Raw genomic sequence first — 12,874 nt, forward strand, 5'->3', positions numbered from 1 at the left:
TGGTTTAGCGCTAGGAGTCAGGTTTGAAGCCGGTAAAAGTAGGTGTTTTGGGATTGGGGACTGTTGGCGGCGGCACTGTCAACGTACTAAAAAGGAATGCCGAGGAAATCGCACGCCGGGCCGGACGAGACATCCTGGTGAGCCGGGCCTCGGCGCGTCACCTGACTCAACAGCGCATTTGCGATACGCAAGGTATCGCGTTGACCGGCGATCCGTTTGAAATTGTCAACGATCCGGATATCGATGTGGTCGTGGAATTGATCGGCGGTTACGATCTGGCAAAGCAGCTGGTTTTAACCGCAATTGCCAACGGTAAACACGTGGTAACCGCCAATAAAGCCCTGATCGCCTTGCATGGCAATGAAATTTTTGCCGAAGCCGGTAAAAAAGGCGTGATGGTGATGTTCGAAGCGGCGGTGGCCGGCGGCATTCCTATCATCAAAGCCATTCGCGAAGGTTTAAGCGGCAATCGCATCAAATGGCTGGCCGGCATTATCAACGGTACCGGAAATTTCATCCTTACCGAAATGCGCGATAAAGGCCGCGATTTTGCCGATGTATTGGCCGAAGCGCAGGCCTTGGGTTACGCCGAAGCCGATCCCACCTTCGATGTGGAAGGTATAGATGCCGGTCATAAGCTGACCATTCTGGCCTCGATCGCCTTCGGCATTCCGCTGCAATTCGATAAAGTCTTTACCGAGGGCATTACTCAAATTACCCGCGCCGATGTCGAATACGCCGAAGAGCTCGGCTACCGGATCAAGCACTTGGGCGTGGCGCGCAAAACCGAACAAGGTATCGAATTACGGGTACATCCCACCTTGATTCCCAAGCGGCGTTTGATCGCTAATGTGGACGGGGTCATGAATGCTGTTCTGGTTTGCGGCGATGCGGTCGGGCCGACCTTGTATTACGGCGCCGGCGCCGGCGCCGAGCCGACCGCCTCGGCAGTGGTGGCCGATCTGGTGGATGTGGTGCGGGCCATGACCAGCGATCCGGAAAACCGGGTGCCGCATCTGGCTTTTCAAGCCAATGCCATCGTCGACACGCCGGTATTGTCCGCCGACGATATCAAAACCGCTTATTACTTGCGTCTGACAGCCGAAGACAAACCGGGTGTGCTGGCCGATGTGGCCCGTATTCTGGCTGCGCACCAAATCAGTATCGAAGCGCTGATTCAAAAGGAGCCTTTGACCGGTGAAGCCTCGGTGCCGATTATCATGCTGACGCAGCAGACTTTGGAAAAAGAAATGAACGCGGCGATTGCCGAAATTGAAGCATTGGCAACCGTGACTCGTAAAATCAGCCGTATTCGTTTGGAAACTTTAGGATAAAACATGGCAACACAACAACGTTACACCGGGATCATAGAGCGCTACCGCAATCGTTTGCCGGTAGCCGCCGACACGCGCTTAATCAGTTTGTGCGAAGGCAACACGCCGCTGATTCGGTTAGAGAATATCCCGCGCTTAATCGGTAAGGATGTGGATATTTATGTGAAATTCGAAGGTTTGAATCCTACCGGTTCCTTTAAGGATCGCGGGATGACCATGGCTGTCACCAAGGCAGTTGAAGAGGGCAGTCAGGCCATCATTTGCGCCTCGACCGGTAATACTTCGGCTTCAGCCGCCGCTTATGCGGTCAGAGCCGGGATTAAAGCCTTCGTGCTGATCCCGGAAGGTAAAATTGCCTTGGGTAAATTGGCGCAAACCTTAATGTACGGTGCGCAAATTATTCAGATCAACGGTAACTTCGATGCCGGCATGAACATCGTCAAGCAAATTGCCCATCACGCGCCGGTTGCCATCGTTAATTCCATCAATCCGTTTCGCTTGCAAGGGCAGAAAACCGCCGCCTTCGAAATTATCGACGAATTGGGCGGAGCCCCGGACTATCACTGCTTGCCGGTCGGTAATGCAGGCAATATTTCCGCCTACTGGATGGGCTATACCGAATACGCGCAAGATTTGCCGGATCTGCCGGCCGTTGCCGATAAACGCCCGATCATGTGCGGCTATCAGGCGGCGGGTGCCGCGCCGTTTGTGGCCGGTAAAATGATCGATTATCCGGAAACCGTGGCTACGGCCATTCGTATTGGCCACCCGCAATCCTGGGATCTGGCCTGGAATGCCCAAAAAGAATCCGGCGGCTGGTTCGATTCGCAAACCGACCAGCAAATTCTGGCGGCGCAAAAAATGCTGTCGCAATTCGAAGGTGTGTTCTGCGAACCGGCTTCCGCCGCCTCGCTTGCCGGTGCATTGCAGGATATCGGTTCGGGCAAAATTCCCGAGGGCAGTCGGATAGTCTGTACCTTGACCGGGAACGGCATCAAGGATCCGGATATCGCCATCAGCCAATGTAAAGACGCCCACCCGGTCACCATAGAAGCGAATCTGGATGCGGTCAAAAAAGCCATCCTGGATTCGATGTAATGGTCGAATGACGATTTTGAAGCCGGCGGCCGCCGGCTTTTTTATAGCCTGATATGTATCTGCAAGGCGTTAAAAAAGTCATAGTGCAGCGGCCGCAGGCGACGGGAAAACTCGAGCTCGGTGATATCGATCCGGTATTACAGCGAATTTTCGCCAGTCGCGGTATTCAACAAGCGGACGAGTTAGAGCGGTCTTTGTCCAAATTGCCTTCGCCCTGGCTGTTCAGTGGCATGCAAAGCATGGTGGCGCATTTGGTCGCCGCGATTCAGCAACAAAAAGCCCTGACGGTGGTGGCCGATTTCGATGCCGATGGCGCCACCAGTTGCGCGCTCGCTATCAAGGGTCTGGCTTTGTTGGGGATGAAAAACCTCAATTTCGTGGTGCCCAACCGTTTTGAGTACGGCTATGGTCTGACACCGGAAATTGTCGAGCTGGTCAAACAACAGCAGCCGGATATCATCCTGACCGTCGATAACGGCATCTCCAGCATCGAGGGTGTGCAAACCGCCAAGGCCGCCGGCATGCAAGTGCTGGTCACCGATCACCATTTACCCGGGCAAGAACGACCGGCGGCCGACGCCATCGTTAACCCCAATTTGCCCGAAGACAAATTCCCCAGCGGCAATATTGCCGGGGTGGGGGTAATCTTTTACGTGTTGATGGCGTTAAGAATCCGGCTGCGGGAATTGCATTGGTTCGAAAACAACGGGCTGGCGGAACCCAATCTGGCGCAATTACTGGATTATGTGGCCTTGGGCACGGTGGCCGACGTAGTGGCGCTCGATCATGTCAATCGGGTTTTAGTGCATCAGGGCTTATTACGTATACGCTCAGGACAATGCCAATGCGGTATCAAAGCTCTAGTTGACATTTCGGGCCGTCAGTTGGCCAATATTCATGCCGCCGATCTAGGGTTTGCCATTGCGCCGCGCTTGAATGCCGCCGGCCGCATGGACGATATGTCGCTGGGTATTCAGTGCCTGTTGACCGAGGATATCGGTTTGGCAAAGGATATTGCCGCGCAGCTCGACGCCCTGAATCAGGACAGAAAGGAAATCGAAGGTCACATGAAAAATGAGGCCATGGCTTTGTTGGCCGATATGCAAGCCCTGGACGATCAGCATGTTCCGTCAGGTGTTTGTTTATACGACGCCAACTGGCACCAAGGGGTGATCGGTATTCTGGCTTCGCGGATCAAGGATAGGCTGCATAGGCCTGTGATCGCTTTTGCTGCCGCGGAAAACGGCGAATTGAAAGGTTCGGCACGTTCCATCAATGGCGTGCATATCCGGGATGTGTTGAGTGATATTGCCGCCGCGCATCCGCATTTGTTAAGTAAATTCGGCGGCCATGCCATGGCGGCCGGTTTAAGCATTAAGCTGCACGACTATCCGCATTTCGCGCTTTTGTTCGCGGACGCGGTGGCCGCTAAATTGAATCAGGTCGATCTGGAACAAAAAGCCTGGTCCGATGGCCAGCTTGATTCGCAGCACCTGACGTTGGACTTTGCCGAACGATTGCAGCAAGCGGCAATTTGGGGGCAGGCCTTTCCGGAACCGGCTTTCGATGGGGTCTTCGATGTCTATCAATGCCGCATAGTCGGTAAACAGCATTTGAAATTCGTTTTAAAGCTGCCTTTCAGTCATTTATTGATCGATGCCATCGCTTTTTTTGCCGATAAGCCGGAAATTTGGCTGGGTTGCCGCAAAGTGAAAGCCGTTTATAAACTGGATATCAATGAATATCGCGGCCAGCGCAGCCTACAATTGCAATTGCAGTATCTGGAAAAACTGGAGTAGTGCACGCTATGTTGGAAAGAGTTTTACGTTGGATCGATGCTCACCTGATGAGTGTATTAATCGCGCTGCTGGTACTGCGCGGCGGATTTTTGTTCGGCAACGGTTTCAATTTAATCGGCGACGAAAGTTATTACTGGGATTGGTCGCGGCGGCCCGATTGGTGTTATTACAGCAAGCCGCCCATGGTGGCCTGGTTGATAGGTGCCGCTACCTGGCTGTTTGGCGACTATACGCCGGTAGTGCGCTTGCCCACGCTGCTGTTGGGTACGGTGTTTCTGGCTTATTTCCACGCCACCGCCAAGGCATTTTATGGCGCCCGCGCCGCAGCTATGGCCTTGTTGCTGATGCTGGCCACGCCGATCAATGTGCTGGCGAATTTTTTGATGACTATCGACCCGCCGTTGTATTGCTTCTGGATGATGGCGTTGTATTACCTGCGCCGCGCCTTGTTCGATCAGGATGCAAAAGCCTGGTTGTGGGCGGGTTTTGCCAGCGCGGCTGCGCTGTTGAGCAAGCAGGCCGCCATCGCCTTGCCGGTGATGCTGCTGATTTTTTTGGTTTACGACCCGCGGCGCCGTCACTATTTAAAACGCGAATATTGGCTATATCTGTTGCCGATGCTGTTGGCGGCACTGCCAATTTTGGTTTGGAACCAGCAGCATGACTGGGTGATGTTCGGTCATAGCAAGGGCCATTTCGGTACTCACGAAGCCACCAGCTTAACTCAGCATTTCCAGCATGCCCGCGACTTTATGCTGTACCAGATATTGCTGCTGTCGCCTGTTATCTGCGTGTTAGTGCTATGGATTGGTTTGCGACGGGGGGGGGAATTTAAACGCCTTGATGCCGAACAACAATTCCTGTGGTTGACGGGGCCGGTATTGGTGTTGGCTATTTTGCTGCTGAGTTTTCTGCAAAAAGTCCAAGGTAACTGGCCCATGCCTTTTTATATTAGCGGGTTGATATTACTGGCAGGTTACTGGGCAGCCGGTGCCTGGAAAAAAACCATCAAATTTGCGCTCGGTTTTGGTTATTTGATGGTGATCATGACTTATATATTGCCTGTGTTGTTACATGTTTTCGCTTTGAAAGACACGGCTTTCGATCCGACCAAGCGCTTTAAAAGTTGGCAACAGTTGGCGACCAATGTGCATTTTGAGCGCTTGATCGCCCAACCCAACCTGGATGACACTTTTATCGTGGCGCTAGGTCATCGCTATCTGGCCAGCGAATTGGGTTTTTATTTGCCGGATCACCCGCAAGTCTATCGTTATGAAGAATCCGGCCGGATCGCCAGCCAATACGAAGTGTGGCCGGGTCCGGAAAAATACCTCGGCAAAAATGCATTTATCATGGGTGAAAGGCCGGAAGAGGGTGTGCCGCAAGCCTTGAAAGATGCTTTCAGCCGGTTCAGTTTGGTAGCGGAAATAGTAAATCCGAATAACCCGAATTCGCCCTATTTTATGTATTTGGGTGAGCATTTGCTGGCTTGGCCGGATCCGGTCAAACAGGCGTCCCATTAAGGAGTCATATGCCGCATCGAAAAATTAAGCGCGCCAAACGCGAGTTGCTGGTGTGGTTGTTTTTGGTGGTTACCACCACCCTGCTGTTTTGGTTTACCAATCTGGATACTCAATTGGCGGCCCTGTTTTATCATCCTGGACATTCGATCGCCGATTGGCCATACCAGCAATGGCCGCTGCTTAAATTTCTGTATAACTACGCCTTCCCGTTTACACTAATAGCCGGCTCATCGGCGTTGACGGTTTACATCAGCAGTCATTTTCATCGGTTTAGCAGGCGATTCAGCCGGCGGGCGCTGTACATATTGCTGGTTATCGCCATCGGGCCCGGTCTGGTGGTGAATTTGATCTTTAAAGACCATTGGGGACGGCCGCGACCCGTGCACATTCAACCATTCGGCGGGGAATATACATATGTGCCGCCCTTGAAACTGGGTCATACCCCGGATAAATCGTTTGTTTGCGGGCATTGCTCGGTAGGCTATGCCTTTTTTGCGCTGTATTTTTTATCGCAGAACCATAAAGCCTTGTATTTTACGCTGACGCTGGTGTTGGCCTGGCTTATGGGCTTTACCCGCATGACGGCCGGAGGGCATTTCGTATCGGATATTTTATGGTCCGGCTATCTGGTGTTTTTGGTGGCCTATGCGCTTTATTACGGTTGGTTTGTCAGGGTGAAAGCCGGCCGGCCGGAAGGGAGGCATTAGTGGCTTTTACCTTATGGGTGGATGCCGATGCATGCCCAAATCTGATTAAAACCGTGCTGTTTCGGGCCGCGCAAAAAAGACAGCTCAATACGGTGTTGGTGGCCAATCAATCCGTCGGCGCACCGGCCTCGAAATATATTCGTGCCGTACGCGTCGGCGGTGGTTTCGATGTAGCGGATGATTATATTGTCCAACACATGCAAGGCGGGGATCTGGTGATTACCGGCGATATTCCGCTGGCGGCGCAAGTCATTCAACGGCAGGGTTTTGCTCTCAATCCGCGCGGCGAATTGTATAGCAAAAATAATATTGGCGAAAAGCTGGCTATGCGCGATTTCATGGAACAAATGCGCGACAGTGGCATGCTAACGGGTGGGGCGGCCGCCATGGGGAGCAGGGATGTGCAAAATTTTGCCAACGCCCTGGACCGTTTTCTGGTGGGCAAGCAAATATAACAGGCTGGGTTTTACTGTTTTGCTTGTTATAATGCCAGCTGTTTTTGGAAAAATTCTGACGAGAGATTTGCATGATTCAAGGTAGTATCGTTGCTTTGGTAACCCCGATGACTGAAGACGGCGCGGTGGACAACGTGAGTCTGAAAAAGTTGGTGGAGTTTCATGTCGAGCAAGGTACGGATGCGCTGGTTGCCGTGGGGACCACGGGCGAATCGGCTACCTTGGATGAAGACGAACACTGCCAAGCCATCAAAGCGGTGGTGGATTATGTGGCGGGTCGTATGCCCGTCATCGCCGGAACCGGCGCCAATTGCACCCGTGAAGCGATACGTTTGACACAGCGCGCCAAACAAGCCGGTGCGGATGCCTGCTTATTGGTGACACCGTATTACAACAAACCGACTCAGGAAGGCTTGTATTTGCATTACAAGGCCATTGCCGAAGCCGTCGATATTCCGCAGATTTTATACAACGTGCCGGGCCGAACCGGCTGCGACCTATTGCCGGAAACCGTGGCTCGCTTGTCTCACATCGATAATATTGTCGGTGTCAAGGAAGCCACCGGCAAGCTGGAGCGGGTCAAACAAATTCGCGACCTGACCGGCGAGGGATTTGCCCTGTATACCGGCGACGATGCCACCAGCCTGGAGTTTTGTTTGCTGGGTGGTAACGGTAGCATTACCGTGACCGGCAATGTGGCGCCCAGGTTATTGCGCGAGATGTTGGCCGCGGCTCTGCGAGGCGACCGGGCAACGGCCGAAGCGCTAGATGCTAAATTGAGCGGCTTGCACAGCAGATTGTTTATCCAGTCCAATCCGATTCCGGTGAAATGGGCGGTAGCGGAAATGGGCTTGATGGGTAAAGGCATTCGCCTGCCATTGACCTGGCTGACTGATGACTGCATCGCTCCGGTCCGCGCCGCCATGCAGCAGGCCGGCGTGTTATAAAATGAATAAAAAAATACCGTTACGCTGGATGGCCGGAAGCTTAATCTTGTGCGGGCTCCCGGCCTGCAGCACGATCAAGAGCTGGTTTCCCGACAAGGAGAGGGATTATCAATTCACCACCGAAATTCCTGAACTGATTGTGCCGGAAGACTTGAAAAACAAGGGTTTGGCCGCGCCGACGGCGGCGCCGGTAGCAACGGAAGCCGTGGCCAGTGCTAAGGCGCCCGACCTGGAAAATGCCCCGCAGACCAATGAGGCAAAAGCCGAGCCGCAAACCGTCGCGGAAGACGCCGAGCTGCAACAGGATGCAGCCTCCGAGACTCATGCAACCGGCGGTGTTAGCAGCTTACAAATCGATCAAGCCAAGATGCCGGCGACCCGCATGGTGGGCCGCGCCTTAACCCGGCAAAAAGTCGAAATTGTCGAGCGCAATGTCGACAAAGGCTATTTCTACGTTAAATACGATCCGAATGCGGTTGAAGCCAAAGACGATAGTATCTGGGACGAATTCAATTTTCTATTCGGCGACGATCCTAGCCAGGAAAAGGAATACCGCATCAGCGTGAGGGGATTAGGTCCGCAAATGAGTGAAGTCACCGTGCAGGACGAGCAAGGCAAATCATTGTCGACACCGGCCGCCAATGCCTTGTTAAAATTGATTACCGAGGGCATCAACCAAGCGGTCGATCAGGAAAATGTAGCCGATGAGCCCGAAGTGCCCGCCGCCGAGCCTGTCAGGCGGCCCATCACCGAAAACCCGGTCATACATGACTAGCTAAGGGCTGTGTTGGTTTATATTTGTTGCCCGGTTAAATCCCCCGCAGTTCTGTAACCTGCTTTACCATTTACTCGAAATCGCCATGTTGACTATCCCCGGAACCGCCGCTCTTTCTTCGTTTCGCCTCGAAAAATTACTCAGCCAGTTGCAGAGTCTGGATAGTAGCATCCAAACCGTCTCGGCCCGTTTCGTGCATTTTGCGCAGCTGGAAGCGCCCTTGGCGGAAGCTCAAAAAGCCATGTTGGGCCGACTGTTGGATTACGGAGATACCAGCACGCACGCGTCTGTGGTCGTTCCTGCCGACACAACGGGCGGCCAAGCGGTCCCGCTTTCGACCGTTTTCACCGCTTCCCTATGGATTGTGCCCAGACTGGGCACCATTTCGCCCTGGTCCAGCAAAGCCTCGGAAATTGCCGAACGCTGCGGTCTTGCCGAGGTGAGACGGCTCGAGCGCGGCATTGAATATACGTTTACCGGTTCTGCTCAACTCAACACGGCAGCCTTGCGCACATTGGCTGCCGTGCTGCATGACCGTATGACCCAGCAAGTCGTTATCGACCCCGCTCAGTTGGATTTATTTGCCGAGCACGATCCCAAGCCTTTGCAAAGCGTCGATATCATGGCGCAAGGCCGCGCGGCGCTGGTCGAGGCCAATACCGCACTGGGGCTGGCTTTATCGGCGGATGAGATCGACTATCTGAGCGACAGCTTTAGCCAACTGGGTCGCAATCCGACCGACGTGGAACTGATGATGTTCGCCCAGGCTAATTCCGAACACTGCCGGCACAAAATTTTCAATGCCAGCTGGAGCATAGATGGCGAAGAACAGGCCAGGTCTCTATTTGCGATGATCCGCAACACGCATATCCAGCATCCAGACGGTATTCTGTCCGCCTACAGTGACAACGCATCGGTGATGGCCGGCGCGGAGGCGCAGGTATTTATCCGCGATGCCGGCAGCCGCGCCTACGGTTATGTGGAGGAACAGGCGCACATTCTGATGAAGGTGGAAACCCATAATCATCCGACCGCGATTTCGCCGCATCCGGGCGCCGCTACCGGCTCCGGCGGCGAAATACGCGACGAAGGCGCCACCGGTCGCGGTTCGGCCACCAAGGCCGGCTTGACCGGTTTCAGTGTTTCGCACCTGAAAATTCCGGGTTTCGAACAGCCGTGGGAAGCCGATAACGGCAAGCCTGAGCGTATCGCTTCTGCGCTGGACATCATGCTGGAAGGGCCGATCGGCGGCGCGGCGTTTAACAACGAATTCGGTCGGCCCAATATCGCCGGTTATTTCCGCAGTTTCGAACAAAATGCAGAAACCGGTGAGCCCAATACCTTTCGCGGTTACCACAAACCCATCATGATAGCCGGCGGCATGGGGAATATCCGCCCCATGCTGGTGGATAAACATCCGATTCCGGCCGGCTCCTTGATCATCATTTTAGGCGGTCCGGCGATGCTGATCGGCTTGGGCGGCGGCGCGGCTTCCTCGCAAACTTCCGGCGAAAGCGCCGCCGAACTGGATTTCGCTTCGGTGCAACGGGAAAACCCGGAAATGGAGCGCCGCTGCCAGGAAGTGATAAATCACTGTAATTCCCTGGGTGAAAACACCCCCATCATCTCTATTCACGATATAGGCGCGGGCGGTTTGTCGAACGCGGTGCCGGAAATTATTCACGATTGTAATCGCGGCGGCCGTTTCGAATTACGTAAGGTCAAAAATGCCGACAAAGGCATGTCGCCGATGCAAATCTGGTGCAACGAAGCGCAGGAACGCTACGTGGTCGCTATCAAGCCGGAGTCGCTGCCGTTATTCGAATCGTTCTGCCAACGCGAACATTGTTTGTATGCGGTGATTGGTGAAGCCACGGAAGCTGAACATTTGACCTTGAGCGACGAATGGCTGGGCGATCGCTCTCAGCATCCTGCTTCCTGCGACACTAATACATCTGTGTGCGTCGGTAATCCGGTAGACCTGCCAATGTCGGTGTTGTTCGGCAAGCCGCCAAAAATGCATAAAGACGTGCGGCGTCTGCCTAAAACCCTGCCGGATTTGCAATTGCAGTCCGTGCAACTGGCCGATGCCGTAAAACGCGTGCTGGGATTTCCGGTCGTGGCGGATAAAAGTTTTTTGATCCACATCGGCGACCGTTCGGTGACCGGTTTAGTGGCGCGCGACCAGATGGTCGGCCCCTGGCAAGTACCGGTGGCGGACGTGGCGGTAACCGCTTCCGGTTTTTATGCGCATAGCGGCGAAGCCATGGCGCTGGGCGAACGCACCCCGTTGGCATTAATCGACGGCCCAGCTTCCGGGCGCATGGCGATCGGCGAGGCCTTGACCAATTTGGCGGCCGCCCGCATTGGCAAGCTCAACGATGTCAAATTATCCGCCAACTGGATGGCGGCGGCCGGCAGTCCCGGCGAAGATGCGGTGCTGTTCGATACCGTTAAGGCCGTCGGTATGGAATTGTGCCCGGCCTTGGGCATCGCCATTCCGGTGGGTAAGGATTCCTTGTCGATGAAAAGCGTCTGGCGGGAAGACGGCTGCGACAAAGTGATGACTGCGCCGGTGTCGCTGATCATTACCGCGTTCGCGCCGGTACAGGACGTGCGCCGCACCCTGACACCGCAACTGCAAGATGCCGCCAGGGTTCCCGATCATACGCGGCACTTCTCGCAGTCCGGTGGGACGGACGACAGCCTGTTGCTGTTGATCGATTTGGGTCAGGGCAAGAACCGGCTGGGCGGTTCGGTGTTGGCCCAGGTATACAACCAGCTCGGCAATCAAGCGCCGGATTTGGATGATGTCTCATTGTTCAAGGCTTTTTTCGACACCATCCAGTTTTTGAATGAGCAAGGCCTGTTGCTGGCCTATCACGACCGCTCCGACGGCGGCTTGCTGGCCACGCTTGCCGAAATGCTGTTCGCCAGCCGCAAGGGTATCGCAATCGATCTGTCCGTGCTGGGTGATGATGTGTTGGCGGCCTTATTCAACGAGGAATTGGGCGCGGTTATCCAAATCAAGACCGCCGACTTGAACCTGGTGGCCCGAACACTGGATCAAGCGGGCTTGGACGATTGCAGTTTCCGGATCGGCCGTGTCGTGGCCGGTCAGCAGCTGCAAATCAAACACAGCGATCGGCTGCTTTACGCGGCCAGTCGCGCCGAATTACAGCAGACCTGGTCGGAAGTCAGTTTCAGGATGCAAGCCCTACGCGACAACCCCGATTGCGCCCTGCAGCAGTTTGAACGCATTGCCGACGACAACGATCCCGGATTGTCGGCCTCGCCGAGTTTCGATATCAACCACAATATCGCGGCCCACTTCGACCATGCTGTCAGGCCGAAGGTGGCGATTTTGCGCGAGCAAGGCGTCAACGGCCATGTGGAAATGGCGGCGGCCTTCGATAGAGCCGGGTTTGCAGCGATTGATGTGCATATGACCGATATTATTGCCGGTCGGGTCAGTTTGGCCGATTTCAGAGGTTTAGTCGCCTGCGGCGGCTTTTCTTACGGCGACGTGCTGGGCGCGGGCGGTGGTTGGGCCAAGTCGATACTGTTCAATCCGCAAGCGCGCGATGAGTTTGCGGCATTTTTCGCCCGCCCCGATACCTTTGGTTTAGGAGTTTGCAACGGTTGCCAAATGATGTCCGGCTTAAAAGACATCATTCCCGGTGCCGAGCATTGGCCGCAATTCAAGCGCAACCTGTCGGAGCAGTTCGAGGCGCGGGTGGCAATGGTTAGAGTGCAGGATTCGCCGTCGATTTTCTTTACCGGCATGGCGGGTTCGCTATTGCCGGTGGTGGTGGCGCACGGCGAAGGTCGCGCCGAGTTCGGCAGCGGGTCGGGAATCCACGCCGCCAAGATTGCAGTCAGCTACGTTGATAATTACGGCCAGGAAACCACTGACTTCCCGGCCAATCCGAACGGTTCACCGCTGGGGATTACCGGTCTGACAACCACGGACGGCCGCTTCACTATCATGATGCCGCATCCCGAGCGTTGCTTCCGTACCGTACAAAACGCCTGGCATCCGGCGGATTGGCGCGAAGACGGCGCCTGGCTGCGGATGTTTAGAAATGCCCGGGTTTGGGTGGGCTAAATCGATATTCGCCGGCCTTGGGCTTGCGGACAGAGCATGATGCGGGGTCGACACAGCGGTTTGGACCGAGGCTTTGCCTGTTTAGAAGCCTAAGCATGCAAGTTGTAGGCTAATCGGGCGGTTTTATT

9 protein-coding genes are annotated in these 12,874 nt (G+C 54.7%); all 9 read left to right on the forward strand.

Annotated features, from left to right (window positions below):
- Positions 1–23 precede the first annotated feature (23 nt).
- The 9 genes from M0R33_RS04180 to purL all read left to right on the forward strand — a co-directional run bounded on the left by M0R33_RS04180 (position 24) and on the right by purL (position 12,746).
- Positions 24–1,334: a homoserine dehydrogenase gene (locus M0R33_RS04180; protein ID WP_292565532.1), complete on the forward strand. Its 1,311-nt coding sequence runs from the start codon at positions 24–26 to the stop codon at positions 1,332–1,334.
- A gap of 3 nt (positions 1,335–1,337) precedes the next feature.
- A complete protein-coding gene (gene thrC / locus M0R33_RS04185) occupies positions 1,338–2,432 on the forward strand; it encodes a threonine synthase (RefSeq protein ID WP_292565535.1) in 1,095 nt (364 codons plus the stop codon).
- Positions 2,433–2,485: 53 nt separating this feature from the next.
- Complete coding sequence (gene recJ, locus M0R33_RS04190) at positions 2,486–4,231, forward strand: single-stranded-DNA-specific exonuclease RecJ (protein ID WP_292565537.1); 1,746 nt, start codon at positions 2,486–2,488, stop codon at positions 4,229–4,231.
- Positions 4,232–4,239: 8 nt separating this feature from the next.
- Complete coding sequence (locus M0R33_RS04195; protein ID WP_292565539.1) at positions 4,240–5,754, forward strand: glycosyltransferase family 39 protein; 1,515 nt, start codon at positions 4,240–4,242, stop codon at positions 5,752–5,754.
- An 8-nt stretch (positions 5,755–5,762) separates the two neighbouring features.
- Positions 5,763–6,461 carry a phosphatase PAP2 family protein gene (locus tag M0R33_RS04200; protein WP_292565541.1) on the forward strand — a complete coding sequence of 233 codons (699 nt, stop codon included), beginning with the start codon at positions 5,763–5,765 and terminating at the stop codon, positions 6,459–6,461.
- Complete coding sequence (locus M0R33_RS04205; protein WP_292565544.1) at positions 6,461–6,916, forward strand: YaiI/YqxD family protein; 456 nt, start codon at positions 6,461–6,463, stop codon at positions 6,914–6,916. Before M0R33_RS04200 ends, M0R33_RS04205 begins: the two co-directional genes overlap by 1 nt.
- Positions 6,917–6,987: 71 nt before the next feature.
- Positions 6,988–7,863 carry a 4-hydroxy-tetrahydrodipicolinate synthase gene (dapA, locus tag M0R33_RS04210; RefSeq protein ID WP_292565546.1) on the forward strand — a complete coding sequence of 292 codons (876 nt, stop codon included), beginning with the start codon at positions 6,988–6,990 and terminating at the stop codon, positions 7,861–7,863.
- 1 nt (position 7,864) lies between these two features.
- Entirely contained in the window at positions 7,865–8,638 is a 774-nt protein-coding gene (bamC, locus tag M0R33_RS04215) for an outer membrane protein assembly factor BamC (protein WP_292565549.1), read from the forward strand.
- An 85-nt stretch (positions 8,639–8,723) separates the two neighbouring features.
- On the forward strand, positions 8,724–12,746 hold the full coding sequence (purL, locus tag M0R33_RS04220; protein WP_292565552.1) for a phosphoribosylformylglycinamidine synthase: 4,023 nt from the start codon (positions 8,724–8,726) through the stop codon (positions 12,744–12,746).
- Positions 12,747–12,874 lie beyond the last annotated feature (128 nt).

The organism is Methylomonas sp. (assembly GCF_023228165.1).
GTDB lineage: Bacteria > Pseudomonadota > Gammaproteobacteria > Methylococcales > Methylomonadaceae > Methylomonas.

Bases quoted from the DNA above. Each gene is read 5' to 3' on its own strand.
- thrC (WP_292565535.1), top strand. From the start codon at position 1,338: ATGGCAACACAACAACGTTACACCGGGATCATAGAGCGCTACCGCAAT.
- recJ (WP_292565537.1), top strand. From the start codon at position 2,486: ATGTATCTGCAAGGCGTTAAAAAAGTCATAGTGCAGCGGCCGCAGGCG.
- M0R33_RS04195 (WP_292565539.1), top strand. From the start codon at position 4,240: ATGTTGGAAAGAGTTTTACGTTGGATCGATGCTCACCTGATGAGTGTA.
- M0R33_RS04200 (WP_292565541.1), top strand. From the start codon at position 5,763: ATGCCGCATCGAAAAATTAAGCGCGCCAAACGCGAGTTGCTGGTGTGG.
- dapA (WP_292565546.1), top strand. From the start codon at position 6,988: ATGATTCAAGGTAGTATCGTTGCTTTGGTAACCCCGATGACTGAAGAC.
- bamC (WP_292565549.1), top strand. From the start codon at position 7,865: ATGAATAAAAAAATACCGTTACGCTGGATGGCCGGAAGCTTAATCTTG.
- purL (WP_292565552.1), top strand. From the start codon at position 8,724: ATGTTGACTATCCCCGGAACCGCCGCTCTTTCTTCGTTTCGCCTCGAA.